The organism is Streptomyces sp. VRA16 Mangrove soil (assembly GCF_017377775.1).
Lineage (GTDB): Bacteria > Actinomycetota > Actinomycetes > Streptomycetales > Streptomycetaceae > Streptomyces.
The window spans coordinates 58,791-84,544 of record NZ_JAFVLN010000027.1; the positions used below are offsets into that span (position 1 = coordinate 58,791).

General features: G+C 72.6%; 25 protein-coding genes. 16 read left to right on the plus strand and 9 right to left on the minus strand.

The features are described 5' to 3' along the window. Positions 1-5 precede the first annotated feature (5 nt). The 3 genes from J3486_RS41345 to J3486_RS41355 all read left to right on the plus strand — a co-directional run bounded on the left by J3486_RS41345 (position 6) and on the right by J3486_RS41355 (position 1,709). On the plus strand, positions 6-380 hold the full coding sequence (locus J3486_RS41345) for an STAS domain-containing protein (protein WP_207829284.1): 375 nt from the start codon (positions 6-8) through the stop codon (positions 378-380). A 167-nt stretch (positions 381-547) separates the two neighbouring features. Continuing rightward, positions 548-1,042 carry an EF-hand domain-containing protein gene (locus tag J3486_RS41350; RefSeq protein WP_207829285.1) on the plus strand — a complete coding sequence of 165 codons (495 nt, stop codon included), beginning with the start codon at positions 548-550 and terminating at the stop codon, positions 1,040-1,042. Positions 1,043-1,115: 73 nt separating this feature from the next. Beyond that, positions 1,116-1,709, plus strand: a complete 594-nt coding sequence (locus J3486_RS41355; RefSeq protein WP_307805164.1) for an SMI1/KNR4 family protein — start codon at positions 1,116-1,118, stop codon at positions 1,707-1,709. 18 nt (positions 1,710-1,727) lie between these two features. Here J3486_RS41355 and J3486_RS41360 read toward each other — a convergent pair whose 3' ends face one another. Continuing rightward, a complete protein-coding gene (locus tag J3486_RS41360) occupies positions 1,728-3,260 on the minus strand; it encodes a class I adenylate-forming enzyme family protein (RefSeq protein ID WP_207829286.1) in 1,533 nt (510 codons plus the stop codon). 135 nt (positions 3,261-3,395) lie between these two features. Between J3486_RS41360 and J3486_RS41365 the strand changes: the two genes are divergently transcribed. From J3486_RS41365 to J3486_RS41380, 4 genes are all read left to right on the plus strand, one after another. Further along, positions 3,396-4,589, plus strand: coding sequence for an amidohydrolase family protein (locus tag J3486_RS41365; protein ID WP_207829287.1), 1,194 nt, complete (start codon positions 3,396-3,398; stop codon positions 4,587-4,589). Between the two features lie 10 nt (positions 4,590-4,599). Further along, positions 4,600-5,745, plus strand: coding sequence for an acyl-CoA dehydrogenase family protein (locus J3486_RS41370; RefSeq protein ID WP_207829288.1), 1,146 nt, complete (start codon positions 4,600-4,602; stop codon positions 5,743-5,745). A 6-nt stretch (positions 5,746-5,751) separates the two neighbouring features. After that, positions 5,752-6,624 (plus strand): acyl-CoA dehydrogenase family protein, encoded by an 873-nt coding sequence (locus J3486_RS41375; RefSeq protein ID WP_207829289.1) that lies wholly within the window; start codon positions 5,752-5,754, stop codon positions 6,622-6,624. A 453-nt stretch (positions 6,625-7,077) separates the two neighbouring features. Further along, positions 7,078-7,542, plus strand: a complete 465-nt coding sequence (locus J3486_RS41380; protein WP_207829290.1) for an ATP-binding protein — start codon at positions 7,078-7,080, stop codon at positions 7,540-7,542. A gap of 152 nt (positions 7,543-7,694) precedes the next feature. Here J3486_RS41380 and J3486_RS41385 read toward each other — a convergent pair whose 3' ends face one another. Then, positions 7,695-8,621: a cyclase family protein gene (locus J3486_RS41385; RefSeq protein WP_207829291.1), complete on the minus strand. Its 927-nt coding sequence runs from the start codon at positions 8,619-8,621 to the stop codon at positions 7,695-7,697. Between the two features lie 115 nt (positions 8,622-8,736). Here J3486_RS41385 and J3486_RS41390 point away from each other — a divergent pair, with 115 nt between their 5' ends. From J3486_RS41390 to J3486_RS41405, 4 genes are all read left to right on the plus strand, one after another. Beyond that, entirely contained in the window at positions 8,737-9,651 is a 915-nt protein-coding gene (locus J3486_RS41390) for an SDR family oxidoreductase (RefSeq protein ID WP_207829294.1), read from the plus strand. Between the two features lie 20 nt (positions 9,652-9,671). After that, positions 9,672-10,859: an acyl-CoA dehydrogenase family protein gene (locus J3486_RS41395; protein WP_207829295.1), complete on the plus strand. Its 1,188-nt coding sequence runs from the start codon at positions 9,672-9,674 to the stop codon at positions 10,857-10,859. Further along, entirely contained in the window at positions 10,856-11,905 is a 1,050-nt protein-coding gene (locus J3486_RS41400) for a Zn-dependent alcohol dehydrogenase (RefSeq protein ID WP_207829296.1), read from the plus strand. Before J3486_RS41395 ends, J3486_RS41400 begins: the two co-directional genes overlap by 4 nt. A 76-nt stretch (positions 11,906-11,981) precedes the next feature. Beyond that, positions 11,982-13,253 carry an MFS transporter gene (locus tag J3486_RS41405; protein WP_207829297.1) on the plus strand — a complete coding sequence of 424 codons (1,272 nt, stop codon included), beginning with the start codon at positions 11,982-11,984 and terminating at the stop codon, positions 13,251-13,253. Between the two features lie 54 nt (positions 13,254-13,307). Here J3486_RS41405 and J3486_RS41410 read toward each other — a convergent pair whose 3' ends face one another. Then, positions 13,308-14,300 carry a GlxA family transcriptional regulator gene (locus J3486_RS41410; RefSeq protein ID WP_207829298.1) on the minus strand — a complete coding sequence of 331 codons (993 nt, stop codon included), beginning with the start codon at positions 14,298-14,300 and terminating at the stop codon, positions 13,308-13,310. Between the two features lie 70 nt (positions 14,301-14,370). Here J3486_RS41410 and J3486_RS41415 point away from each other — a divergent pair, with 70 nt between their 5' ends. Beyond that, positions 14,371-15,675 (plus strand): MFS transporter, encoded by a 1,305-nt coding sequence (locus J3486_RS41415; protein WP_207829299.1) that lies wholly within the window; start codon positions 14,371-14,373, stop codon positions 15,673-15,675. Positions 15,676-15,953: 278 nt separating this feature from the next. On the opposite strand, the gene J3486_RS41420 is transcribed toward J3486_RS41415, so the two are convergent. Together J3486_RS41420 and J3486_RS41425 are read right to left on the minus strand one after the other, a co-directional pair. Further along, entirely contained in the window at positions 15,954-16,568 is a 615-nt protein-coding gene (locus tag J3486_RS41420; protein WP_207829323.1) for a flavin reductase family protein, read from the minus strand. Positions 16,569-16,653: 85 nt separating this feature from the next. Continuing rightward, positions 16,654-17,232, minus strand: a complete 579-nt coding sequence (locus J3486_RS41425) for a TetR/AcrR family transcriptional regulator (RefSeq protein ID WP_207829300.1) — start codon at positions 17,230-17,232, stop codon at positions 16,654-16,656. Positions 17,233-17,321: 89 nt separating this feature from the next. Between J3486_RS41425 and J3486_RS41430 the strand changes: the two genes are divergently transcribed. The 3 genes from J3486_RS41430 (at position 17,322) to J3486_RS41440 (ending at position 18,870) form a co-directional block, all read left to right on the plus strand. Beyond that, the gene (locus tag J3486_RS41430) at positions 17,322-17,768 is read left to right on the plus strand and encodes a DUF1772 domain-containing protein (RefSeq protein ID WP_207829302.1); all 447 of its coding nucleotides are present in this window, start codon (positions 17,322-17,324) and stop codon (positions 17,766-17,768) included. 47 nt (positions 17,769-17,815) lie between these two features. Beyond that, positions 17,816-18,244, plus strand: a complete 429-nt coding sequence (locus tag J3486_RS41435) for a DUF4267 domain-containing protein (protein WP_207829304.1) — start codon at positions 17,816-17,818, stop codon at positions 18,242-18,244. Between the two features lie 137 nt (positions 18,245-18,381). Next, a complete protein-coding gene (locus tag J3486_RS41440; protein WP_207829305.1) occupies positions 18,382-18,870 on the plus strand; it encodes an HPP family protein in 489 nt (162 codons plus the stop codon). An 11-nt stretch (positions 18,871-18,881) separates the two neighbouring features. Here the strand turns inward: J3486_RS41440 and J3486_RS41445 are convergent, their stop codons facing one another. Together J3486_RS41445 and J3486_RS41450 are read right to left on the minus strand one after the other, a co-directional pair. Beyond that, positions 18,882-19,688, minus strand: a complete 807-nt coding sequence (locus J3486_RS41445; protein WP_207829306.1) for an enoyl-CoA hydratase/isomerase family protein — start codon at positions 19,686-19,688, stop codon at positions 18,882-18,884. Positions 19,689-19,880: 192 nt separating this feature from the next. After that, positions 19,881-22,103: an acetate--CoA ligase family protein gene (locus J3486_RS41450; RefSeq protein ID WP_207829307.1), complete on the minus strand. Its 2,223-nt coding sequence runs from the start codon at positions 22,101-22,103 to the stop codon at positions 19,881-19,883. Between the two features lie 178 nt (positions 22,104-22,281). On the opposite strand from J3486_RS41450, the gene J3486_RS41455 reads away from it, so the two are divergent. Next, complete coding sequence (locus tag J3486_RS41455) at positions 22,282-22,908, plus strand: hypothetical protein (protein WP_207829308.1); 627 nt, start codon at positions 22,282-22,284, stop codon at positions 22,906-22,908. Between the two features lie 4 nt (positions 22,909-22,912). Here the strand turns inward: J3486_RS41455 and J3486_RS41460 are convergent, their stop codons facing one another. After that, positions 22,913-24,430: an FAD-dependent oxidoreductase gene (locus J3486_RS41460; RefSeq protein WP_207829309.1), complete on the minus strand. Its 1,518-nt coding sequence runs from the start codon at positions 24,428-24,430 to the stop codon at positions 22,913-22,915. 155 nt (positions 24,431-24,585) lie between these two features. Continuing rightward, positions 24,586-25,737 (minus strand): NAD(P)/FAD-dependent oxidoreductase, encoded by a 1,152-nt coding sequence (locus J3486_RS41465; RefSeq protein ID WP_207829310.1) that lies wholly within the window; start codon positions 25,735-25,737, stop codon positions 24,586-24,588. Positions 25,738-25,754 lie beyond the last annotated feature (17 nt).

The following is a 25,754-nucleotide window of genomic DNA, read 5'->3' on the forward strand; positions in this document are numbered from 1 at the left end:
AGCGCGTGGCGCTCAAGGTGACCGAGTCGGCGCGGGGCGACTGGGCCGTCGTGCGGGTGTCGGGCGAGATGGACCTCGTGACGTCGCCCGCGCTGCGCCAGCAGGTGCACGACGCTGTCGCGGACGGCCGCCACAGCCTGGTCCTCGACCTCTCCGACGTGCTGTTCTGCGACTCCAGCGGCGTCGGCGTGCTGATCGCGGCCCGCCGCCTGATGCGCTCCTGCCAGGGCCGCCTGCGGCTGATCCTGCCGGCCCGCGGCGCCGTCGACGGCTCTCACGTGAACCGGGTGCTCGGGGCGCTCGGCGTGCGGCGGCTCTTCGACGTGTACCCGGACGTCTCGGCGGCCGTGGACGACGCGGCGGAGCCGATGTCGGCGTAGCGGCGCGGCCGGCAAAGCGCCGGGTCCTCGCGGCCGGTGCCGGGCCACAGTGTTGTCCCGGAATTTCCCCGGCCGTGCCACAACTGCCGTACTGCGGCCGCACGCGGCCCTGTTCGACGTACGCTCCCAGACACAGACCCACCCCATGCGAGAGGCGGCCCCAGACCATGGACGAGCGCAGGATCGCGGCCAGGTTCGCCGGATTCGACCAGGACGGCAACGGCTACATCGACCGCGAGGACTTCTACACGGCGGCCAAGGCGCTGCTCGCCGAGTTCGACGTCCCGGCGCGCTGTGACCAGGGGCAGGACCTGTTCGCCGGGGCCGAGGCGTTCTGGCAGGGGATGGCCGGGATCGCGGATGTCGACGGGGACCAGCGGGTCACCCGCGGCGAGTTCGTCACCGGCGCGGTGAAGCGGCTGCGGGACAACCCGGACCGGTTCGCCGAGATCGCGCGCCCGTTCCTGCGTGCCGCCATCGCGGTGGCCGAGCGGGACAGCGGCGCGGGCACCGGGATCGGGGCCCGGGTGCTGCGGGTGCTCGGCGTCGATCCGCAGCTCGCCCCGGTGGCGTTCGAGTCCCTGGACACCGACAAGGACGGGCGGATCTCGGAGGACGAGGCGGTGCGGGGGTTCGCGCACTACTTCACCGTGCCGGAGTGAGCGCGCGGCATCCCCGCCCGCGTCCGGCCTCCTGACCTGCGGGAGTTCACGACCGGCTGCTACGTTCGGCCGCGTGGATCACCGGAGGGGGAAGTCGATGGACGTGGTGGACAGTTGGTCCCGTGTGATGGGTCTTCTCAGGGAGTGCGCTCCGGCCGACCACGCGGAGCTGCCGGGGCCGGCCACGGAGGAGATGCTCGCGGCCGCCGAGGAGCGGATGGGCGTCGCGCTGCACCCGGACCTGCGCGCGTGGCTGCTGCTCAACAACCTGGATCTTCCCGAGAAGGACCGGGACGACGACGTGCAGTGCTGCGGTTTCGACGGCTTCCCGGACGAAGGCAGCTTCTACCTGGGCGTCACGGCGATGGAGCGGCTCTACGCGAACCGCTCCGTGTCCGGCGGGATCGACCCTCCGGACCGGCCGGAGCATCCGTTCTGGCGCAACGAGTGGATTCCGTTCCTGTCGGACCAGGACGGCTGGATGGGCAAGTTCGTCGACGTGCGGGACGGGCGGGTCGGCAGATGGTTCGTGGGTGAGATCACGGTCACGGGCGAACACGCGTCGCTGGCCGACTACTTCGACTCGGTCGCGCGGACGCTGACGAAGGTCGCCGAGGGGACGCATCCGACCTGCTCGGCCGTCGAGGGGCGGCTCCGCTGGACCTGAGGCCGGGTCCGGGAGGGGTCACCCCGAGAAGCGCTCCCGCAGCTTGTACTTGAGGACCTTGCGGAGGGTGTCGTTGCGCGGGAGGGCGTCCACGATCTCCAGCTGTTCCGGCAGCTTGAACGTCGACAGGCCCTGGTCGCGCAGGTAGGAGGTGGCCGCGGAGAGCGTCAACTCCGCTGCCCCAGGGCGCAGTTCGAGCACCGCGCACACCCGCTCCCCGCGCTCCGCGTCCGGCAGGCCGATCACCGCCGCGTCCTGGACCGCGGGGTGTTCGTGCAGCAGGTCCTCGATCTCCTTCGCGGAGATGTTCTCGCCCTTGCGGATGATGATGTCCTTCGCGCGGCCGGTGAGGACCAGATGGCCGGTGGGGCGTACGTGGCCGAGGTCGCCGGTGATCAGGAAGCCGTCGGCGTCGAAGGCCTCCGCCGTCTGGCGCGGGTCCAGATACCCCTGGCAGACGGCCTCGCCGCGCAGCCGGACCTCGCCGTCGGTGTCCGCGGGAAGCTGCTTGCCGTCGGCGTCGACGATCCTGATCTCCATGCCCCGCGGCGGTCGGCCCTCCGTCGTCGCCAGGTTCTCCGCGGTGTCGTCGGGGGCGCCCATCGTGATCATCGGGACCTCGGACATGCCGTAGCCGTGGGTGAGCTGGACGCCCATCTCGCGGACCACGGCGTGGTAGACCTCCGGGGGCTTCGGGGCGCCGCCGCCCGCGAGCAGCCGCAGCGTCGGGATCACCTTCCGGCCCGGGTCCTTGCGCTGCTCGGCCAGGAACATGGAGTAGAACGCCGTGGAGCCGCCCGCCACCGTCACCCCGTGCCGCCGGTACTCGTCGAGGGCCTCCGGCAGGGCGAAGTGCTCGAACATCACCGCGGGGAAGCCGTACAGGAGCAGCATCACCGTGTAGTCGGGGCCCGCTATGTGCGCGTAGGGGAAGGCCATCGAGCCGACGTCCGACGACGACAGGTGCAGGGCGTGGGCCAGGCAGGAGCCGCCCGCGATGAGTGAACGGTCCGTGTGCAGCACGCCCTTGGGGTCGGACGTGGTGCCCGAGGTCCAGTAGATCCAGCGCACCGAGGTGCCGTCGGAGGGCGGCGCGGGCAGGACGGACGGATCGGCATCGGGCAGGTCCTCGTACGCCTCGAAGACACCCTTCGCGCCGAGTCGGCGGGCCATCTCCGTGTGGTCGAAGCCGCGCCAGACCCCCGGCGTCGCGAAGAACTCCGCCTTCGACTCGCGCAGCGCGAAGCCGACCTCGCGGTCCCGGTAGAACGGGATGACCGGGCTCTGCACCGCGCCCAGGCGGGCCAGCGCGAAGGTGAGCAGCGCCGTCTCGATACGGGTGGGCAGCTGCCAGGCCACCACCGTCCCCGGCCGCACCCCCCGCTCGTACAGGCCCGCCGCCACCCGCTCGGCGCGGTCGCGCAACGCGCCGAAGGTGAGGGCCCGTTCGCCCTGGAGCAGGACCGGGCGGTCGGGGGTGAGGGCGGCTCGGCGTTCGACCAGTTCCCAGAGCGTGCGGGACGCGCCCAGGGCGTGTGCGGTGTCCGTCATCCTCGACCCCTCGACCCAGTCGGTGAACTGACGATGCGTCAGATGTGTACGAGAGCGTAAGCCCGGACTTCTTGTCGGTCCAGAGGTGCGCGGCTAGCCTGCAATCTGACGGGTCATCAGATCTGAGGGGTACTCATGACGGAACTGCCGCGCATCGTCAGCGTCGACGACCATGTGATCGAACCGGCCCATCTCTTCGAGACCTGGCTGCCGGCCAAGTACCGGGACAGGGGGCCCAGGCCGCTGACGGCCGGGATCGGTGAACTCGCCTACGTGGGCGGCAAGTACCAGATCACGATGGACCCGGACGGGCCGCCGACCGACTGGTGGATCTACGAGGACCTGAAGTTCCCGTACAAGCGCAACATCGCCGCCGTCGGCTTCGACCGGGACGACATGACCCTGGAGGGGATCACCCGGGAGGAGATGCGGCGCGGCTGCTGGGATCCCAAGGCGCGCCTGGACGACATGGACCTCAACCACGTCGAGGCGTCGCTCTGCTTCCCGACCTTCCCCCGGTTCTGCGGGCAGACGTTCGCCGAGGCGCACGACAAGGAGGTGGCCCTGGCCTGCGTGCGCGCCTACAACGACTGGATGGTCGACGAGTGGTGCGGCGACAGCGGCGGCCGGCTGATCCCGCTGTGCATCATCCCGCTGTGGGACGTCGAACTCGCCGTCGCCGAGATCCGGCGCAACGCCGCGCGCGGGGTGAAGGCGGTGACCTTCTCCGAGATCCCGACCTACCTCGGCCTGCCGTCGATCCACTCCGGGTACTGGGACCCGTTCTTCGCGGTCTGCCAGGAGACCGGGACCGTCGTCAACATGCACATCGGCAGCAGCTCCCAGATGCCCGCCGCGTCCCCCGACGCCCCGCCCGCCGTCCAGGCCTCGCTCAGCTTCAACAACGCGATGGCCTCGATGATGGACTTCCTCTTCAGCGGCGTCCTCGTGAAGTTCCCGCGGCTCAAACTCGCGTACAGCGAAGGCCAGATGGGCTGGATCCCGTACGCCCTCGAACGCGCCGACGACGTGTGGGAGGAGCACCGCGCCTGGGGCGGCGTCCGCGACCTGATCCCCGAGCCGCCGTCCACGTACTACTACCGGCAGATGTTCTGCTGCTTCTTCCGCGACAAGCACGGGGTGGCCTCGCTCGACGTCGTCGGGCGTGACAACGCCACCTTCGAGACCGACTACCCGCACGTCGACTCGACCTTCCCGAACACCAAGGAGGTCGCCCTCGACCATGTGAAGGGCCTCGACGACGAGACGGTCTACAAGCTGATGCGCGGCAACGCCATCCGCATGCTCGATCTCGACCTCGACAAGTAGGCCCGGCCCCATGGACCTCACGTACACCGAGGAGGAAGAGGCGTTCCGGGCGCGGCTGCGGGAGTGGCTGGGCGGGGTGCTGCCCCAGCTGCCGCCGAAGCCGTCGCCGGGGGACTGGCCGGGGCGCCGCGCCTACGACACGGGCTGGCAGCGCAGGCTGTACGACGCCGGGTACGGGGACGTGCACTGGGACGCCTCGCCGACCACCCGGCTGATCTTCCTGGAGGAGACCGAGAAGGCCGGCGCCCCGTACGTGGGCGCGAACTTCGTGGGGCTGCTGCACGCCGGGCCGACCATCGCCGCCGAGGGCAGCCCGGCACAGCGCGAGCGCTGGCTGCCGCCGGTGCTGCGCGGCGACGAGGTGTGGTGCCAGGGGTTCAGCGAGCCCGACGCGGGATCCGACCTCGCCGCCCTCCGCACGCGGGCCGTGCGCGACGGCGACGCCTACGTGATCAGCGGCTCCAAGATCTGGACCTCGCACGCCGAGGTCGCCGACTGGTGCGAGCTGCTCGTGCGCACCGACCCCGCCGCCCCCTCCAAGCACCGCGGCATCACCTGGCTCGCCCTGCCGATGGACGCGCCCGGCATCACGGTCCGCCCGCTGCGCACCCTCGCCGGGTCGACCGAGTTCGCGGAGATGTTCCTCGACGAGGTGCGGGTCCCGGTCGGCAACCGGGTAGGCGACGAGAACGACGGCTGGCGGGTCACCATGGTCACCCTGTCGTTCGAGCGCGGCACCGCGTTCGTCGGCGAGGTCGTCGCCTGCCGGCGGGTCCTCGGCGAACTGGCCGCGCACGCCCGCAAGAGCGGCCGCTGGGACGATGCGGTGCTGCGGCGCGAACTTGCCCTCCTGGGCGCCGAGTTCGGGGCGCTGTGGCGGCTCACCCAGTGGAACGTGAGCGAGGCGCAGGCGAGCGGGAGCGGGGTGCCGGGCATCGGCGGTTCCGTCTTCAAGCTGCGGTACTCGCACGCGCGCCAGCGGCTCTACGACGTCGCGGCCGAGGTGCTGGGCGGCGCGGGCGCGCTGGACGCGGGGCAGGAGTGGACGCTCGACCGGCTCTCCTCGCTGTCGTACACCATCGCCGCCGGGACCTCGCAGATCCAGCGGAACATCGTCGCCGAGCGGATCCTCGGGCTGCCGAAGGGCGGGAGGTGAGCGGCCGTGCACTTTCAACCGACCGATGACCAACGGGCGTTGCGGGACGGGACGCGGGAGCTGCTGGAGGGGCGGTTCGGCCGGGACGCGCTGCGGGCATCCGTCGACGCGGCCGCGGCCGTACCCGCCCTCGACCGGGCGCTGTGGCGGGAGCTCGGCGCGGCCGGTCTCTTCTCGCTCTGTCTGCCGCAGAGCGCGGGCGGCGTCGGGCTCGGGCTGCCGGAGGCCGTGCTCGTCTTCGAGGAGTGCGGGCGCGCGCTGGTGCCGGGGCCGCTGGTGGCGACGTTCCTCGCGGCGGGCGGGGTCGAGGGCGCCGCGACGGGGGACGTGGTGGTGACGGCCCCGTACGCGGGACTCGTGCCGTGGATGGACGCGGCGGACGTCGTGCGGGGGGACGTGACGGGAGCCGAGGCGCTGGCCGCGCCGGTCGACCCGCTCACCCCGCTGCACCGGCTGCCGGGCGGCGCGCCGCCCCCTTGGCGGGCCACCCTGCTGTACGCGGCCGAACAGCTCGGCTCGGCGGGCCGCACCCTCGCCATGGCGGTCCAACACGCCCGGGACCGCGAACAGTTCGGGCAGCCCGTGGGCGCCTTCCAGGCGGTGAAACACCTGTGCGCCGAGATGCTCGTACGGGTCGAGATCGCCCGTGCGGCGGTGTACGCGGCCGCGGTCACCGAGGACCCCGTCGAGGTCGCCGCGGCGAAACTGCTCGCCGACGAGGCGGCCGTGCGGGGCGCCCGTGACTGCCTCCAGGTGCACGGCGGCATGGGCTTCACCTGGGAGGCCGATGTCCATCTGCACCTGAAGCGGGCCTGGGTGCGGGCCGAGTTGGGCGGCCGGGCGCGGGACGCGGAGGAGGTTCTCGCGGCGGCGCTGTGAGCCGGCGGCGCGGCGAGCCCCGACGGCCCTGACGAAAGGTGCACGCACGGTGACGGTGCGTCGATATCGGGTTGTGTCCTTCGTGGGGCTCGTCACGCGGCGGAGTCGGCGTCCGGCTCCGGTACCTTGTGGCAGATGCGAGTGGTGCTGAACCCGGGTGACGGTGCCGGGGTTGCCTCCGAGGCGACGCCTGGACTGCCGATGCGCGCCGTTCACAGCGCAGGGCGGAGCATCACGCCCGCCTGTTCGATCCCCCGCGAGGTGCGTCGCACAGTATGCCGCACGGGTACTCCTTCGCGCTGGAATATGCCCGAAGCGCTTGTTGGGGTGACTGAACGTCAACCATGCTGTGCAGTAAGGAGATCACGATCCGTGATCATCCTCAGTGGCCAGCTCGGTCAGTGGCGCGAGGCAGAACTCCAACGGTCCCGCCGGATTCGGATGGTGTGAGCGGTGCAGGTGCTTCAGGTTCAACTGGAGGTCGGGGCCGACCCCGCGGAAGTGGGGCGGGCCCGGAGGTGGGCGCGGTCGCGTCTCGCCGGTTCGGGCATAGACGCCGATGAACCGGTCGCCGAGACGCTGATCCTGCTCGTCTCCGAGCTCGTGACCAATGCCGTGGTGCACACCGGACGCCCGGCCGTGCTGCGGATGGTGCTGCCCGGAGAATCCGGCATCGGTGAGGCGTGCCCCGGCACGGTGCGCGTCGAGGTCGCCGACTCCAGCACGCGGCCACCGACGCCCCGGCACGCGGACGGCGAGGAGACGAACGGGCGCGGGCTCGAACTCGTCGACGTCCTCGCCGACCGGTGGGGGTGGCGGCCCGAGGGTGCGGGCAAGGCGATCTGGTGCGAGATCGACCGGTGCGCCGGGGCGAATGCGCCGGGTTCACTCCTCCCCAGTGCTTCTGTGAGCGCCTGAACATTCTGCGCATTAACCGCAAATACCCGGACGGCTGTTGACGGGCCGTGTCCGTTTGATCACGCTTGTGGGCAGCGAGTCGCTGCGAGGGGATGTCGAGGGCCCTTGTGACGGGGGTCCTCGGCAAGGCCCGGGGCGCGCCGCGCCCTCGATCAGAAGACGGCCACCGGTGCCACCGGGGTTCCCGTCGCGCCCTTGAACGGTTCCGGCATCGCCGACAGCAGGAAGCTGTAGCGGGTCGTCTCTCCACAGGCTGTGGACAAAGATTCCAGATTCCAGTTCTGGCCCTGGAGCATGCCCATCTCGACCAGGTCGAGGGCGTGCACGGGCAGCCACAGGTTCTCGATCTCCGGCGGGAAGATCTCGAAGGTCAGGGTGTCGTTGGCGACCGCCGCCACGTCGTGGGCGTGGAACCACTCGGGGGTGCGCACCGAGAGCCCCGGTGACGGGTAGCCGTAGCCGTGCTTGTCGCCCGCGAGGTACACCTGGATCTGGCCCGTGCGGACCAGGACGATGTCGCCGGACCTGACCGTGACCCGGCCGAACTCCGCCGCCTCGTCCAGGTCTTCGGGGGTGACGGCGTGGTCCCCGGGCAGGCGGTCCACGCCCTTCGCCGCCGCCACGTCGAGCAGCACGCCGCGCGAGACGATGTACGGGGCCTTGTCGATGCCGCTGAACTCCGAGCCGCCGTGCGCGGTGACGGTCTGCGCCGGGCGGCCGTTGTAGAGGCGGCCCGAGTGCGAGACATGGGTGAGCGCGTCCCAGTGGGTGGCTGCCTGCAGTCCCATCGTCACGGCGTCGTCGCTGCAGGCCACCGTGCCGGGACCGAAGATCTCCTGGTTGATCTGGACCATGGTGTGCAGCGGGTTCACCCGGCCCGGGATCAGGCCCGACTGCACGCCGTCCTCCTTGAGCGTGAGCGCGAGCGGGACGCGACGGCCCGTACGGACCTCGGCCGCGGCCTCGCGGACGACCTCGTCGGTGACGAGGTTGAGGGTGCCGATCTCGTCGGACTCTCCCCAACGCCCCCAGTTGTTCACGCGTTTGGCGATGTCGTGGAACTCGGCGGGCAGGGGCATCGGGGCCTCCCGGGTCTTGTGTTCCAGGTCTTGTGTTCCCGTATCTGACGGGTCGTAGAATCCGCTCGAAGGCAAAATCTAACGGGTCGTCAGAAATCGCGGGAAGGGGCCGGGCATGGGGAACTTCTTGGCAGGCAAGGTCGTCGCCGTGACGGGGGCGGGGCGCGGCATCGGGCGGGCCGTCGCGCTCGCCTGCGCCGCCGAGGGCGCCAAGGTCGTCGTCAACGACTACGGGGTGTCCATCGAGGGCGGCGAGCCCACCTCCGAGATAGCCCAGGGCGTCGTGAAGGAGATCGAGGCGGCCGGCGGTGAGGCCGTCGCCGTCGCCGACGACGTGTCCACCATGGCCGGCGGGCAGCGGATCGTGGACACCGCGGTGCAGGCGTACGGGCGGATCGACGGGGTGGTGTGCGTCGCCGGGATCCTGCGCGAGCGGATGCTCTTCAACATGTCGGAGGAGGAGTGGGACCCCGTCGTCGCCACACATCTCAAGGGGACCTTCACCGTCTTCCGGGCCGCGTCCGCCGTGATGCGCAAGCAGGGGACCGGCACGCTCATCGGGTTCACCAGCGGCAACCACCAGGGGTCCGTCGCACAGGCCAACTACAGCTCGGCCAAGGGCGGGATCATCTCGCTGGTGCGCAGCGCCGCGCTCGGCCTGCACAAGTACGGAGTGACCGCCAACGCGGTGGCGCCCGTCGCCCGTACGCGGATGTCGGCCAACGTCCCCATGACGCTGAAGGAGATCGGCGAGCCCGAGGACGTCGCCGCGTTCGTGGTCTATCTGCTCAGCGACCGGGCCCGCGAGGAGAAGATCACCGGGCAGGTGTACACCGTCGCCGGGCCGAAGATCGCCGTGTGGGCGCAGCCGCGCGAGCTGCGGGCCGGGTACGCCGAGGGCGGCTCCTGGACCCCGGAGCGGATCGCCGACTTCCTGCCGGGTGCCGTGGGCACCGACCCGATGCCGATGCTCGACCGGCTGGAGGAGATGGCACGGGCCGCGGCCGCCAAGGAACGGCCCAATCAATAGCGAGGGTGGGGGTGGCGGGCGTGGAGTTCGGGTTCGGGGAGCAGGACGAGGAGTTCCGGCGCGAGGCACGGGCCTGGCTGGAGGCGCACAAGGGGGCCTTCGCCGGGATCGTGGGGCGGGGCGGGCCGGGGAGCGAGCACGTGGGCGCCGCCGAACGGCGTGCCTGGGAAAAGGAATTGGGGTCCGGCGGCTGGATCGGGATCGGCTGGTCCGAGGGCGGGTACGGCAATCGCGTCGCCTCCCTCACCCAGCAGGTCGTCTGGGCCGAGGAGTACGCACGGGTCCGCGCCCCGGGCCGGTGCGGGCACATCGGGGAGAACCTCCTCGCACCGACCCTGCTCGCCTACGGAAGCCCGGAGCAGCGGCGCCGCTTTCTGCCGCCGATCGCCCGCGGGGAGCAGCTGTGGTGCCAGGGGTACAGCGAACCCGGCGCCGGCTCGGACCTCGCCTCCTTGCGGACGTCCGCCGTACGCGACGGTGACGGGCGGTGGCGGGTCAGTGGGCAGAAGGTGTGGACGTCGCTCGCGCACGAGGCCGACTGGTGTTTCGTGCTCGCCCGGACCGAGGCGGGTTCGCGGCGTCATCGCGGGCTTTCCTTCCTGCTCGTGCCGATGGACCAGCCGGACCACATCGACGTACGGCCCATCCGGCAGCTCACCGGCACCAGCGAGTTCAACGAGGTGTTCTTCGACGGGGCCCTCGCCGAGGAGGTCGTCGGCGGGGAGGGGCGCGGCTGGCAGGTCGCCATGGGGCTGCTCGGCTTCGAGCGCGGCGTGTCGACCCTCGCCCAGCAGATCGGATTCGACCAGGAGTTGAAGAGCGTCGTGCGGGACGCCGTCGCCTCGGGGGCGGTGCGCGATCCCGTCGTCGCCGACCGTCTCGTACGGCTCTGGGCCGAGCTGCGGACCATGCGGTGGAACGCCCTGCGCACCCTCGGCGGCGCCGAGGACCGGGGCGCGCCCAGCGTCGCCAAGCTGCTGTGGGGCGGCTGGCACCAGCGGCTCGGGGAGCTCGCCGTGCAGGTGCGGGGGGCCGCGGCCGCCGTCGGACCTCGCGACTGGAGCACCGGGGCGCCGTACGAACTCGACGAGCAGCAGCGGCTGTTCCTGTTCAGCCGGGCCGACACGATCTACGGCGGTTCGGACGAGATCCAGCGCACGATCATCGCCGAGCGCGTGCTCGGCCTACCCAGGGAGGCCCAGTCGTGAGGGGTGTTGTGTTCGACGGCCGGCAGGCCGTCGTCGTGGACGACTTGGAGATACGCGAGCCGGGGCCCGGGGAGGTGCTCGTGCGGGTCGCCGCCGCCGGACTGTGCCACAGCGATCTGTCGGTGATCGACGGGACGATCCCGTTCCCGCGGCCCGTCGTGCTCGGGCACGAGGGCGCGGGCGTGGTGGAGGCAGTGGGGGCGGGGGTGAGCCATGTGGCGCCGGGGGACCACGTGTCCTTGTCCACGCTCGCCAACTGCGGGGCCTGCGCCGAGTGCGACCGGGGGCGGCCGACCATGTGCCGCAAGGCGATCGGGATGCCGCACAAGCCGTTCTCGCGGGGCGGCGAGAAGCTCTACCAGTTCGCCTCCAACTCGGCCTTCGCCGAGCGGACCGTGGTGAAGGCCGTGCAGGCGGTCAAGATCCCCAAGGAGATCCCGCTGACCTCGGCCGCCCTGATCGGGTGCGGGGTGCTGACGGGCGTGGGCGCGGTGCTGAACCGCGCGAGGGTCGACCGGGGCGACTCGGTCGTCGTCATCGGCACCGGCGGCGTCGGTCTCAACGTCCTCCAAGGGGCCCGGATCGCGGGGGCGCTGCGGATCGTCGCCGTCGACTCCAACCCCGAGAAGGAGTCCGTGGCGCGGCAGTTCGGGGCGAGCGAGTTCCTCACGGACGTGGGCGCGGTGCGCGACGTGCTGCCCGACGGCGCCGACCACGTCTTCGAGTGCGTGGGCCGCGTCGAACTGGTGCGGGCCGCGATCGACCTGCTCGACCGGCACGGGCAGGCGGTGCTGCTCGGGATGCCGGCCGCGGACGCCGAGGCGTCGTTCGTGCCCGCGCAGCTCTTCCTGGACAAGTCGGTCCTCGGCTGCCGGTACGGCTCGTCACGGCCGCAGCGCGACATCCGGCTCTACGCCGATCTCTACGCCGAGGGGCGGCTGTTGCTGGACGAGCTGGTGACGCGGACGTACCCGGTCGAGGACTTCGGCAAGGCCGTCCAGGACGCGGAGGCGGGGCGGGTGGCCCGGGGGGTGCTGACGTTCTGAGCCCCGGCTCCGGCTTCGGGTCCGGTCCGCGGGAATTCGGTGGGGAGGAGCCCGTGCCCGGCCCTACGGTCGGGGGATGAGCTACCGCCTCCTCTTCCGTACCTCGGGACGGGCCGTGTCGGCCTGGGCCGCCGTGGCCGTCTGTGCGCGGATGCCGGTCGCCATGGCGCCGCTCGCCGTGGTCCTCCTCGTCCGCGAGCGGCCCGGCGGGTACTCGCTGGGCGCCGTGCTCGCCGCCGTCTACGTGGTCGGGGAGATCATCGGCGCCCCGCTGCTCGGCACCCGGCTGCGCGCCGAGCGGGCCCGGCCCCAGCTCGCGGCCGGGCTCGCGGTGGGGGCCTGCGGATTCGGCGCGCTCGGCCTGGCGCACGCCGTGCATCCGGCGCTGCTCGGGGTGTTCGCCTTCGTCGCGGGGGCGGCGCCCGGAGCCGCGCCGGGTGCGCTGCGGGCGCTGCTCACCCGGGTCACGCCGGACCGGGCGGTGCCGCAGGCGATGTCGTTCGAGTCGATCCTGACCTTCGGGGTGTGGGCCGTCGCGCCGGCCGCGACGGCGGGGCTCGCGCTGTCGGTGGCCCCCTGGGTGCCGCTGCTGCTGGCCGGCGGCCTGATGGCCGTGTCGGTACCGGGCCTGTGGCTGCTGCCCGTGGGGTGGGTCGCCGACGGCGGGAAGGACCAAGAACGGGCGTCTGTACGGGTGTTGCTGCGGGCCTGGCCCGCCTATGTCACCGGGGCGGCGAGTCTGTCGCTGCTCGCCATGGCCGAGCTGATCCTGCCCGCGCTCCTTGAGCAGCGGGGCTTCGGGGTGGGGCTCGCCGGGCCGCTGCTCGCCGGGTTCTCCATCGGCTCCGCGGTGGGGGCGTTCGTGTACGGGCTGCGGGCGTGGCCCGGACGGCTGCCGACGCAGAGCCTGGTGCTGGTGCTCGGGGTGTCCGGATGCGTGGCCGGGGTCGCGCTGGTGCCCTGGGCGGGGGCGATCGCCGCGGGGCTGGTGGTGGCGGGGGTGCTCCAGGCCGGAGCGATGCTGACGCGGAACCTGACGCTGCGGGAGATGCTGCCGCCCGGGGCGCTCGCGGCGGGGTACTCCGTGATGTACGCGGCGGTGGGGGCCGGTTACGCGGGGAGCGGGTCACTGGCGGGGGCGATGCTGCGGGTGGTGCCGCCGAGCGGGGCGGTGCTGGTGGGGGTCGGGGTGACCGTGGTGCTGGGGGTCGCGGGGTTCTGGGGGGAGCGGGGGCGGTCGCGTGTGCGGGGTTCTGGGGGGAGCGGGGGCGGTCGCGTGTGCGGGGTTCGGTTGTCGCGCGGCCGCGGGCCGGCCGTCCTGCTTCGCGCCCCGCGGCGGAGCCGCTGATGGGCACAGCCCCGCGCCCCTGAAGCACGCGCCGCGCGCGGCTTTTCCGACGCGTCACCCCGCGGCGCTGAACGTCCTGCGGTAGGCGGTCGGTGTGACCCCGAGCGCCGCCTGGAGGTGCTGGCGCATCGACTGGGCCGTCCCGAAGCCCGACTCCGCGGCGATCCGGTCGATGGAGAGCGCCGAGGACTCCAGGAGGTGGCGGGCCCGCTCCACGCGCTGCTGGGTGAGCCACTGGCCGGGGCTGACGCCCGCCTCCTCGCGGAAGCGGCGCGTGAACGTGCGGACCGACATGGACTCCTGCTCGGCCAGGTCGCGCAGCTGGATCGGCTCGTGGAGGTGGGCCAGGGCCCAGGCGCGGGCCCGGGTCGTGGTCGCCCACTGCGGTTCGGGGACCGGCCGCTCGATGTACTGGGCCTGGCCGCCGTCGCGGTGCGGCGGGACGACGGTGCGGCGGGCGATGTCGTTGGCGACGGCCGTGCCGTGGTCGCGGCGGACGATGTGCAGGCACAGGTCGATCCCGGCCGCGACGCCCGCCGAGGTGAGGATGTCGCCGTCGTCGATGAACAGCACGTCGGGGTCGACCCGGACCGCCGGGTACGTGCGCTGGAAGTTCTCCGCGTCCGCCCAGTGCGTGGTCGCCGGACGCCCGTCGAGCAGGCCCGCGGCGGCCAGCACATAGGCGCCCGTGCAGATCGAGACCAGCCGGGTGCCGGGGCGGATGTGGGCCAGCGCGGCGGCCAGCTCGGGGGAGAGCCGGCCCTCGTCGTGGGCGGGGCCGAGCGCGTACGAGGACGGGACGACCACGGTGTCCGCGGTCGCCAGCGCCTCCGGGCCGCGCTCCACCAGGATCGCGAAGTCCGCCTCCGTCCTGACCGGGCCCGCGCCGGTGACGCCGCAGGTCTCCACCTCGTACAGGTACTCGCCCGAGGCGCCGCGGCTGCGGCCGAAGATCCGCTGCGGGATGCCCAGTTCGAAGGGGATGACGCCGTCGATGGCCAGTACGACGACGCGGTGCCGGGAGCCCGCGGTCCTGGAAGCGCTCATGGCCCGATCGTAGCGAAGCCTGTCATTCGGGCCACTGTCGCGAACGGATTCCCTCGCCGAAACTTCTTCCGTGACGACGACGCAGACCTCCGCATCCAGCACTCCGACCGGCTCCGCCGCCGGTGGTCCGGGCACCCTGTGGGCCTGGGCCGCCGCCGCGGTGACCTTCGTGACGATCATCGGCGCCGCCGCCTTCGCCTCGCTGCCCGGCCTGCTCATCGAGCCGCTGCACGACGAGTTCGACTGGTCGCGCGGCACCATCGGATTCGCCGTGTCCGTGAACCTCGCGCTGTACGGGGTCACGGCGCCGTTCGCCGCCGCGCTCATGGACCGGTTCGGCATACGCAAGGTCGTGGCGGTCGCGCTGAGCGTGATCTCGCTCGGTTCGCTGCTGACCGTGTGGATGACGGCGGCCTGGCAACTGGTCCTGTGCTGGGGGGTGTTGGTGGGGCTCGGCAGCGGTTCGATGGCGCTCGCCTTCGCCGCGACCGTCACCAACCGCTGGTTCGTCGCCCGGCGCGGGCTCGTGACGGGCATCCTGACCGCGGCCGGCGCCTCGGGGCAGCTGATCTTCCTTCCGCTGCTCTCCTGGATCGTGGAGAAGCACGACTGGCGGCCCGCCGCGGTGACCGTCTCCCTCGCCGCGCTCGCCGTCGTCCCGTTCGTGTGGCTGCTGCTGCGCGACCATCCGGCCGACGTGGGCGTACGGCCGTACGGCGCCACGGAGTTCGTGCCGAAGCCCGCGCCGGTCACGGGCGCGGCGCGGCGGGCGCTCGGGGTGCTGTCCAGGGCCGCGCGGACCGGTCCCTTCTGGCTGCTCGCCGGGACGTTCGCGATCTGTGGCGCCTCGACCAACGGCCTGGTCAAGACGCACTTCGTGCCCGCCGCGCACGATCACGGGATGCCGGTGACGGCCGCGGCGTCGCTGCTCGCGGTGATCGGGGTGTTCGACGTCGCCGGGACGATCGCCTCCGGCTGGTTCACCGACCGCTTCGAGGCGCGGCGGCTGCTCGCCGTGTACTACGCGCTGCGGGGCGTCTCCCTGGTCTTCCTGCCGGTGCTGCTCGCGCCGTCCGTCCATCCGCCGATGCTGTTCTTCATCGTCTTCTACGGACTCGACTGGGTGGCCACCGTGCCGCCGACCATCGCGCTGTGCCGGGAGCACTACGGGGAGGACAGCGCGATCGTGTTCGGGTGGGTGCTGGCATCGCACCAGGTGGGGGCGGCCGTGGTGGCGTTCCTCGGCGGTGTCGCGCGCGACGTGTTCGGCTCGTACGACGTGGTCTGGTACGCGTCCGGGGGGCTCTGCGCGGCTGCGGCGCTGATGGCTCTGGTGATCCGGCGCGGTGCGGTTGCGCCGGCTCTGGGGGGCTAGGGGGCTGCCGGGTGGTGGTTTCGTTGCGGGCTACCGGCCCGGTGGGGCTTCTCGCGCAGTTCCCCGCGCCCCTGAGATGCGCACCTTCGGTGCGGCATCTCCCTCGACGGGGAAGCTGCGCGCAGCGCATGTTTCAGGGGCGCGGGGCCGTACCCATCAGCGGCTTCGCCGCGGAGCGCGACCGGCCCCCACGCACCCGCACCCCGCAACGAAAACGCCACACGGCAGACGCCCTCGAGAAGCACGCACCGGAGCCGCAGTCGCCGACGTGACCGGAGCTAGTCGTCGATCCGGGCGAACCGGCCCCGGTGGAACAGGAGCGGGCCCACCTCCGTGTCCGGCGCGCCCAGTGCCGTCACCCGGCCCACCACGATCAGGTGGTCGCCGCCGGTGTGCACGGCGTGGATCGCGCAGTCGATCCAGGCGGCGACGGAGCCCAGCCGCGGCGACCCGGAGACGGGCGCCGCGTCGTACTCCACGCCCGCGAACTTGTCGGCCCCGCTCACCGCGAACCCCCGGCACAGCGCGCCCTGGTCCGCGCCGAGCACGTTCACGCAGAAGACGCCCGCGCGGGCGATCCGGGGCCAGGTCGTCGACGTGCGCGCGACCATGAAGGCGACCAGCGGCGGGTCCAGGGAGAGCGAGGCGAAGGACTGGCAGGCGAACCCGGCGGGGGCGCCGCCGTCCTCGCCGGGGGCCGTGATCACGGTGACGCCGGAGGCGAACGTGCCGAGGACCCGGCGGAACTCGGCCGGGTCCACGGGCGCCCGCTCGTCGTCGCCGACGGCGCGCAGATCGGGGCGGGGCAGCGTCTCCACGGGCCCGGACGACGTGGGGGAGCCGACGGACCTGAGGTACCGGACGACGGTGGCCGCCATCCCTGCGTGTCCCATCATGGATCCATTGAAACTGACGGGTCGTCAGGTGTGAAGAGGTGTGCAGGCCCTCCTTCCGACCCGTTCGCCCCCCCCGGGTGCGTCAGGTCACGGGGAGCCGGGCCACCAGCAGCTCCACCCGCTGCTCGGTGTACTCCGCCGGCAGCCGCCCCGACCGGGTCAGGGTCGCCACCCCGTGCAGGCACGCCCAGAACACCTCGGTGAACAGGCCCGCCCCGACCCCGTCCCCCGCGACCTCGCCGAGGCTCTCCTGCAGCGCGGCGAACGCGTCCTTGAGGGGGGCCGGGGTGTCCTCCTGCGCGTAGGCGAGGCCGCCGTCGAGCTGGAAGATCGCGTCGTAGACCGCGGGGTTGCGGGCCGCGAAGTCGAGATAGGCGCGGGCGAGGGCGGCGACCCGCTCGCGCGGGCCGTCCACGGCGGCGGTCGCGGTGCGCACCGCCGCGGCCAGCTCGGTGGCGCCCTGGAGGGCCACGGCGCCGATGATCTCCCGCTTGCCGCGGAAGTGGCTGTAGAGGACGGGCTGGCTGTATTCGATGCGCTCGGCGAGCCGGCGGGTGGTGACCGCGTCCCAGCCCTGCGCCTCGGCGAGTTCACGGGCCGTCGTCACGATGAGGCGCTCGCGCTCCGCCCGCTCGCGCTCCTTGCGTTCTTGTACCGACATGATTCGATCCTAGCACCGCTAGACAATCGAGCGGCAGTAGGTCTAGCGTTGCCTCATCAGCTAGCAACGCTAGATGCCGGGAGGGTGTCATGTTCAGTGCGCTTGAGGTCGTCACCACTGTGCTCGTCGGCCTGATGGTGGGGGTGGAGTTCGCGGTCGCCTTCGTCATGGGGCCGATCCTCGACGCGCTGCCCGACGACAGCCGTCAGATGGGTCATGCGCACGGGGGCCGGATGCTCGGCGCCCTGATGCCGTTCTGGTACATCGGCTCGCTCGTCCTTGTCGGCGTCTGGGCCGGCACCGGCTGGCACCGCGACGGCTCCGGGCTCGTCGTCGGCGCAGGGGTGCTGCTGCTCGTCAGCGTGGTCATGTCGGTGCTGCTGCTCGTCCCGATCAACGACCGGAACAAGAACAACACCCCCGAGAACCGGCCCGCCGACTGGAAGGAGCAGCTGAAGCTCTGGCAGCGGCTGCACTACGTCCGCGTCGCCGTCATCGTCGGCGCCTTCACCCTGCTGGCCGCCGCCCTCGTCTGATCCTCGACACCTTCAACGCCCGCGTTCAACGCCCAAGGGGGGCACGCATGTTGCTGAAGAAGATCAACACCGTTCTGACCGTCGCCTTCGTTCTCTTCATCCTCTGGTTCGGTACGGAGTTCATCCTGATCCCGCAGACCACGGCGCCGACCTACGGCTTCCCGACCTGGCCCTCCGGCGACGGCGGCGGCTTCCTGGTCCTCAAGGGGATCCGCGACGTCGTCATGGGCCTGGTCCTCGGCGTCCTGCTGGTGACGGGGCACCGGCGGGCGCTCGGCTGGGTCGTGCTCGTGGAGGCGTTCACGGCGTACGGCGACATGGCCACCGTGCTGTCCCACCACGGCTCCGTGGCCACCGCGCTCGGCGTGCACGGCCTGACCGCGACGCTGATGGCGGCCAACGGTCTGCTCATCCTCTTCGAGACGCGCAGGCCCGCCGCCGTCGCCGCGGTGGCGCCCGCCGTGCGGCGCGCCTGACCCGGCCGCGGCGCCGCTCGGGCGGCAAGGTTCTTGCCTCAGGGGCAAAGCGTGAGGACTTGTTCAACATTCTGTTTATGCTCGTCGGCAACCCCTCGCCAGCCCTGACCTGCCTTTAGCTGCCCGGAGCCAGAGAAGTGACCACCCCCTCGCCCCGTCCGCGCATGCCGCACGCCCTGCACGCCCTGCGCGCCACCAGCTTCGCGATCGGCGCCCTGCTGCTGCTCGCCGCACTCGGGGTCCTGCTGCACCAGCCCCTGCTGATACCTCCGATCGCGGCCAGCGCCGCCCTGGTGCACGGCGCCCCCGGCCTGCCGATCTCCCAGCCGCGCAACCTCGTCGGCGGCCAGCTGCTCGCCGCCGCCATCGGCTACGGCACCCACGCCGTGACCGGCAGCACCAGCTGGGGCGCCGCGATCGCGGCCGGGCTCTCGCTCGGCGCGATGATGCTGACCGGCCTCTCGCACTCCCCGGCCGCCGCGACCTCGGTGATCGTGGTGCTCCAGGGGCCGCCCGTCGTGCCGTTCCTGCCGCTGCTGCTCCTGGCCACCGTGCTGCTCGTCGCCATCGGCATGCTGCCGGGCCGGGTCGGCGGGCACGCGGTCCGCTATCCGCTGGCCTGGTGAGAGCGCGGGGTTCAGCGGCCTTCGTACGTCGGTGAGCGCCGCTCCACGAAGCTCGCCACGCCCTCCTGCGCGTCCCGCGTCGTCATGTTGAGTTCCTGGGCGGTGGCCTCGGCCGCGAACGCGGTGGCGCGGTCGCTGTCCAGGGAGGCGTTCACCAGCTGCTTGGTGAGGGCGAGGGCGCGGGTGGGGCCCGCCGCCAGGCGCTCGGCCCACTCGCGGGCGGTCTTCGTCAACTCTCCCTCCGGAACCACCCGGTTGACCAGGCCGAGCCGTTCCGCGTCGGCGGCCGGCAGCGCGTCGCCGAAGAACATCAGCTCCTTGGCGCGCTGCGGGCCGATCAGCCGGGGCAGGAGATAGGCGCCGCCGCCGTCCGGGACCAGGCCGCGCCGGACGAACACCTCGATGAAGCGGGCCGACTCGGTGGCCAGGACCAGGTCGCAGGCGAGGGCCAGGTGGGCGCCGATGCCGGCGGCGGTGCCGTTCACCGCCGCGATCACCGGTTTCTCGCAGTCCAGGATCGTGGCGATCAGGCGTTGGGCGCCGAGCCGGATCGTGCGGCTGACGTCGCCGGTGACGCGCTCTGCTGTGGCGGGGGCGCCGCGCAGGTCGGCGCCCGCGCAGAAGCCCTTGCCGGTCGCGGTGACGACCACGCAGCGGATGTCCGGGTCGGCGGAGGCCGCGGTGAGCAGGGCGATGATCTGCTCGCGCTGGTCCCAGGTGACGGCGTTCATCGCCGCGGGCCGATTGAGGGTGATCCAGGAGACGTTGTTCTCGGTGCGGTGCAGGATCTCGCCGTCGTTCGGGGGTGCGTCCGTCATGCCGGGCCGTCCGTTTCGGAGTGGTCGTCGCAGGGGCGTCTGCCGGGTGCGGGTGGTGGTGGGCTGGTCGCGCAGTTCCCCGCGCCCCTGAAAGGCCTGCGGCCTTCAGGGGGAGCTGCGCCCAGCGCATGCTTCAGGGCGCGGGGAACCGTGGGACCGGCCGCAGGGCGCCCGCACCCGGGCGCGGGCCCCTCACCGGCACACGGCCAGCGCGTCCAGCGCCACCGCTCCCTGCCCCCGCGGCAGCACCATCAGCGGGTTGATGTCCAGCTCGGAGAGGCTGTCGCCGAGTTCGAGGGCCATGCGCTGGACCCGCAGGACGACCTCCACCAGGGCCTCGATGTCCGCCGGAGGCGCCCCGCGGACGCCGTCCAGGAGGGCGCGGCCGCGCAGTTCGTCGAGCATGACGCGGGCCTGGTCCTCGCCGAAGGGGGGCACGCGGACCGCGGTGTCGCGGAGCACCTCGACCAGGACGCCGCCCAGGCCCACCGTCACGGTCGGCCCGAACAGCTCGTCCTGGGTGACGCCGACGACCATCTCGACGCCGCGCTCGACCATCTGGCAGACGAGCACCCCGTCCAGGTCGATGTTCTCGTACCGGGCGATGTCGGTGAGCTCGCGGTACGCGTCCCGCACCTGGCTCGCCGACGTCAACGCGACCTTCACCAGGCCGAGTTCGGACTTGTGGGTGAGCTGCGGCGCCGACGCCTTCATGACGACGGGGTAGCCGACGAGCGAGGCCGCGCGGACGGCGGCGGCGGCGCTGGTGACCAACTGCTCGCGCGGGACGCGGATCCCGTACGCGCGCAGCAGCTGCTTGGCCGCGTGCTCGCTGAGCTGGTGGCCGGGGCGCATCAGGTTCTGCGCCTTGCGGAAGGACGGCGACGGGCTGCGCGGCGCCTCGTCGAAGGGGGAGCGGTAGGAGGCGGTGAAGCGGTGGTGGTCGAGGTGGGCGCGGACCGCGCCGATGCAGTTGGAGAACGTACGGAACGTCGCCACGCGCGAGGAGCCGAGGAGGGTCGTGCGGTAGGCGTCCTCGGTGCCGACCGGTGAGCCCCACACCACGCACACCAGCTTGTCCGTGCGCTCGGCCGCGTCCACCAGGTCCTGTGCGAGCTTGTCGCTCATCGGCGGGAACGGGCCGGTGATCGGGCAGATCAGCACGCCGACCGAGGGGTCGGCCAGGATCGCGTCGATGATCTTCCGGCCGCGCCAGTCGCCGACGGGGTGCCCGCCGTTGTCGACGGGGTTCGCGACGTTCAGGTACTCCGGTATCCACTGGTGCAGTTCGGTCTGCTTGGCCTCGGAGAGGGTGGGCAGGGTCAGGCCCGCCGCCGTCGCCAGGTCGGAGAAGTGGGCGCCGGTGCCGCCGGAGATCGAGTAGACGACGACGCCGTCCGCCTGCGGGGGCTTGGCGCGGGCCAACAGGGCCGCCGTGTCCTGGAGTTCGTCGAGCCCGTCGACCCGGATCACCCCGAACTGGCGCATCGCCGCGTCGACGACCGTGTCCGCGCCGGTCAGTTTTCCGGTGTGGGAGGCGGCCGTACGGGCGCCCGTCTCCGTGCGGCCCACCTTCACGGCCACCACCGGCACGCCCTCGCGCGCCGCCCGGTCGGCGGCGAGCAGGAACGACCGGCCGTCCTTGAGCCCCTCCACGTAACAGGCGATGGCACCGACCTCCGGCCGCTGCGCGAAGTACGAGATGAAGTCCGCGGTTTCGAGATCGGCCTCGTTGCCCGTGGGCGCCCAGTGTGAGAGGCGGATGCCCAGCTCCTGGAGGGTGAAGACCGGGCGGCCCTGGTGCCCGGACTGGGTGATCAGGGCGATGGCCGGGCCTTCGAGATCGTCGCGGAACCGCTCGAAGGCGTTGAGGTTGGTGTTCGGGCCGAGCAGCCGCAGGCCCGAGCGCCCGACGGCCGCCGCGAGCCGCTCCTGCGCCGCCGCGCCCGCCGCGCCGGTCTCGGCGAACCCGGAGGCGAAGGCGACCGCGAACTTCACCTTCGTGTCGGCGAGTTGCTCGATGACCGGCAGCGGGTCGGCGACCAGGAGGACCGCCAGGTCGACCTGTTCGGGGAGGTCCGCGACCGTCGCCGAACAGGGCAGCCCGAAGACCGTCTCGCGGGTCGGGTGCACCGGGTGCAGGCGCGCCCCGACCCGCTCCGCCCACGCCATCAGCTGCCGGGTGATCCCGGTGCCCGGCCGCCCCTCGGCGTCCGACGCCCCGACGACGGCGACGGACTCGGGCCGGAAGAACCGGTCCAGGTCCACCGTGTCGGCGTGCAGCGGGCGCCCGCTCACATCCGTGTCGTCGGCCGCGGCCCGGCCGTGCACCGCCGGGCCCGGCTGTTCCCCGCAGGCGATCACGCGGGCCCGGCGGGAGTCGGTGGTCAGGGTGCCGTACGTCGATCCAAGCATCGCTCCGCCCGCTCCTGTGAGACAGCAACAACCCGGCGGCGTCATAGCTGACGCACTGTCAGATTACTGAACTGACGCTCCGTCAGGAACAGTGCTGCAGGGAAAGGATGGTGCGGGCGTGGACGCCGGGGCCCGCCGGGCCCCGGCCGCGGCCGATCCGAGGACCTAGGGTGTGCCGATGCAGTCCTTCCCGTCTTCGCCGCCCTTCATATCGCCCAAGGAACTCAGACCCGGGCGGTACTGGTACGTCGTCGCGGCCGCCGTCGCGGTCGTGATGTGCCTGCTGGGCCTGGTCATCGGGGTGCTCCGGTTCAAGAGCGTCCTCGACTCCGTGGACACCGGTCACCGGTTCGTCAACGGCGACACCATCACTCTCCAGCTCGAACCGGACGGCGACCGCGGGATCTGGGCCACCTACCCGGGCCCGTCCCCCGGCCCGAAGTGCGGCATCTCCGGGCCGGGCGACCCCCGTCTCACCGATCCGGGAACGGATGTCTCCCTCACCCGGGACGAGACCTGGAACCTGATCTACACCTTCGACGTGCAGCGGAGCGGCTACTACAAGATCACCTGCTCGTCGCAGGCGGAGACCCGGTACGCCCTCGGCAACGACGGCGGTGTCCTCGCGTTCGTCGGCGGGCTGGTCCTGGCCGTCGTGCTGCCGACCGCCGGCGTCGGCATCTGTGCCGTCATCGTCGTGATCACCGCGCTGCGCCGCAACAGCCACCACAAGCGGCTGCTCGCCGAGCGGGCGGGATGCGGCGGTCACCCCGGGTACACCCGGTACCCGGGCCCCGGCCGCTGACGGGCTACAGCGCCGCCGTCACCTCCCGGGCCACCCGCTCGCCGGACCGCACGGCCCCGTCCATGTAACCGCACCAGTACGCGGACGTCTCCGTCCCCGCCCAGTGGATTCCGCCGACGGGAGCCCGCAGCGCGGCCCCGTACTGGGTGAGCACGCCGGGCGGCGCGTAGGCGACCGGGCCGCCGCGCGAGAAGCCCTCGTTGTCCCAGCGCTGGAGGACGAACGCGGCCGGATTCGCGGCCTTGTCACCGAAGTACGTCACGTAGTCCTTGAGGACCGCGGCCTTCACCTCGGCCTCGGACGCGGCGTCGTGCGCCCGCATCTCGTCCGCCTCGATGAACCCCATCAGGGCGCCGTAGGAGCCGTCCTGCGGGGAGTTGTCGAAGGTCGAGCGGACCGTGCCGGCGTCGCTGACGACCTGACCGTTGAGGCCGTCCGCCCGCCAGAACGGGGTGGCGTAGACCGCGATCGCCTTGCCGATCGACCCCATGGGCAGGCGCTGCGCCAGCTGGTCGCGGGCGGCGGGCAGCAGCGGGTCGAAGTCGATCCGGGCGGCCAGCGGCGGCGGCACGGCGACGACGACCCGGGACGCGGTGACCGTGACGCCGTCGGCGGTGACGGTGTAGCGGCCGTCGGCGCCGCGCGCGACCCTGCGCACGGGGGAGGACAGCCGGACCACGTCCGTGCCGAGGCGTTCCGCGAGCTTCAGCGGCACCTGCTGCGAACCGCCCGTGAAGCGGGTGGCCTGCGCGCCGTCCGCCGTCTCCGTGAGCCGCTCGAAGGTGCCCGGCGTCGACTCGTTGCCCGCGCTCGCGATGTAGAACAGCACGTAGAGCAGGGAGAGTTCGCGCGGTTCGGCCGAGAAGATCGAGGTGCACGCGACGTCGAGGAGGAAGCGGGCCGAAGGGATCACCGCGTTCGCCCGCAGCCACGTCTCGAACGTCTGGCGGTCCCACTCCTGCGCCTTCTCCGCCGTCCAGGGCGCGTCGACCGGCACCTTCTTCGCCATGTCGTCGAGCAGGGCCTGCACGGCGGCCGCGTTGGCGAGGCCCGCCGCGTCGATGGGCGGGACCGAGCCCAGGAGGCCGTCGGTGGCGTACGGCGTGCGCTTGCCGTCCTTGTAGAGGACGTTCTTGCCCGTGTTGTACGTGGCGAAGGTCGCCACGCCCAGGTCGTCGGCCAGCGCCTTGATGCGGTCCTGGGTGGGGCCGATGAACTCGCCGCCGCCCTCCGTGGTGCCGCCGCCGGGCAGCTTCAGGTTCACGACGCGGCCGCCGACGCGGTCCCTCGCCTCCAGGACGAGGACCTTCTTGCCCGCGGCGATCAGGTCGCGGGCGGCGGTCAGGCCGGCGAGGCCCGCGCCGACGACGGCCACGTCCACGTCCCTGGTGTCGGCGGCCCGTGCGGTGCCGGTGCCGGTGCCGGTGGCCAGGAGAGTGGTCGCCGCCGCGCCGGTGAGAAGGGCGCGGCGGCGGGTGAGGTTTCCGTTGAGCGGGTTGAGCGGGGTTCTTTCGCGTGGCATTGCGGTGCACTCCGTCTCGCTCGTGGTCTGTGGCGGGGTCACGGACCGGGTCGCCCCCTCCTCCCTGTCCCGTCCCGGTCCCCGGGGGCCGCGCCCCCGGACCCCCCTTGCGTTTCGTTGTCGGCCGACCGGTGCGGCCCTGGATCGGACCGGCCCTAGCGGGGCTTCGCCACCGTCCGTGCGATGCGTTCCGCGTCCCTGGCCATTTCGCGGAACATGCCGCTGATGGGGTTGGTGTAGCCCTGGAAGTACAGGCCCGGTGGGGTCGTGGTGCGGGGGCGGCCCGTCGCCGGGTCCAGGACGTCCAGGTGGCCGACCAGGGACTCCAGGCCCTGGCGGTAGCCCGTCGCCGCGATCACCGTGTCGGGCGTGATGCGGCTGCCGTTCGCGAGGACCACCTCGGCCCCGTCGAAGGACTCCACCGCCGCGACCGGCTCGACCTTCCCGCCGCGCACCGCGTCGATGAGGCCGACGTCCTGCACGGGGATCGAGCCCTCCCGCACCCGCGAGTACAGGCCCGTGTCCGGGCGCGGCAGGCCGTGCGCCGAGAGATCCGGCACGCTCAGCCTGCCCATGGGGGCCGCCAGCCGGTCCACCAGCGGGACCGGGAGGCGGCGGACGAGGATGCCGGTGAGCTGGGCGGGCCAGCCCATGGTGGAGCGGCGCACGATGTGCGGGGCCGTGCGCACCGCGAGGCGCACACGGGAGGCGCCGCCCTCGATCAGGTCGACGGCGATCTCTGCGCCGGTGTTGCCGACCCCGACGACGAGCACGTCCTGGCCGGCGTACGGGGACGGGTTGCGGTACTCGCTCGCGTGCAGCAGCCGTCCGGTGTACGAGTCCGCGCCGGGCCACGCGGGCAGCCGCGGGGTGTGGTTGTAGCCGGTCGCCACGACGACGGCGGTGCCGGTCAGCTCCCGCCCGCCGGTGGCCAGCAGCCGCCAGCCGGTGCCGTCGGCGGTGCGCTCGACGCGCGTCACCTCGACGCCGGTCACCACCTCCAGGTCGTGGTACTCGGCGTACTTCTCCAGGTAGCGCACCACGTCGTCACGCGCGACCCAACGGCCGAAGCGGCGCGGGATCGGCAGTCCCGGGAGCGCGGAGAGACGGCGCGTGGTGTGCAGGTGGAGGCGGTCGTAGTGGGCCCGCCAGGAGGCCCCGACGCGGTCGGACTTCTCCAGGACGACGGCCCGTACGCCGTGCGCCTTGAGGCTCGCCGCCGCTGCCAGGCCACCGGGGCCGCCGCCGATGACGTACACGGGCGGACGTTCGTGGCTGCGGGCCGGCGTGGGGTTGGCGTCGGTCATGAGCGGAGCGTAATCCG

Coding starts and splice junctions, on each gene's coding strand:
- J3486_RS41350 (WP_207829285.1), top strand. CDS start 548: ATGGACGAGCGCAGGATCGCGGCCAGGTTCGCCGGATTCGACCAGGAC.
- J3486_RS41360 (WP_207829286.1), bottom strand. CDS start 3,260: ATGACGGACACCGCACACGCCCTGGGCGCGTCCCGCACGCTCTGGGAA.
- J3486_RS41365 (WP_207829287.1), top strand. CDS start 3,396: ATGACGGAACTGCCGCGCATCGTCAGCGTCGACGACCATGTGATCGAA.
- J3486_RS41370 (WP_207829288.1), top strand. CDS start 4,600: ATGGACCTCACGTACACCGAGGAGGAAGAGGCGTTCCGGGCGCGGCTG.
- J3486_RS41385 (WP_207829291.1), bottom strand. CDS start 8,621: ATGCCCCTGCCCGCCGAGTTCCACGACATCGCCAAACGCGTGAACAAC.
- J3486_RS41390 (WP_207829294.1), top strand. CDS start 8,737: ATGGGGAACTTCTTGGCAGGCAAGGTCGTCGCCGTGACGGGGGCGGGG.
- J3486_RS41405 (WP_207829297.1), top strand. CDS start 11,982: ATGAGCTACCGCCTCCTCTTCCGTACCTCGGGACGGGCCGTGTCGGCC.
- J3486_RS41410 (WP_207829298.1), bottom strand. CDS start 14,300: ATGAGCGCTTCCAGGACCGCGGGCTCCCGGCACCGCGTCGTCGTACTG.
- J3486_RS41420 (WP_207829323.1), bottom strand. CDS start 16,568: ATGGGACACGCAGGGATGGCGGCCACCGTCGTCCGGTACCTCAGGTCC.
- J3486_RS41425 (WP_207829300.1), bottom strand. CDS start 17,232: ATGTCGGTACAAGAACGCAAGGAGCGCGAGCGGGCGGAGCGCGAGCGC.
- J3486_RS41430 (WP_207829302.1), top strand. CDS start 17,322: ATGTTCAGTGCGCTTGAGGTCGTCACCACTGTGCTCGTCGGCCTGATG.
- J3486_RS41435 (WP_207829304.1), top strand. CDS start 17,816: ATGTTGCTGAAGAAGATCAACACCGTTCTGACCGTCGCCTTCGTTCTC.
- J3486_RS41445 (WP_207829306.1), bottom strand. CDS start 19,688: ATGACGGACGCACCCCCGAACGACGGCGAGATCCTGCACCGCACCGAG.
- J3486_RS41450 (WP_207829307.1), bottom strand. CDS start 22,103: ATGCTTGGATCGACGTACGGCACCCTGACCACCGACTCCCGCCGGGCC.
- J3486_RS41455 (WP_207829308.1), top strand. CDS start 22,282: ATGCAGTCCTTCCCGTCTTCGCCGCCCTTCATATCGCCCAAGGAACTC.
- J3486_RS41460 (WP_207829309.1), bottom strand. CDS start 24,430: ATGCCACGCGAAAGAACCCCGCTCAACCCGCTCAACGGAAACCTCACC.
- J3486_RS41465 (WP_207829310.1), bottom strand. CDS start 25,737: ATGACCGACGCCAACCCCACGCCGGCCCGCAGCCACGAACGTCCGCCC.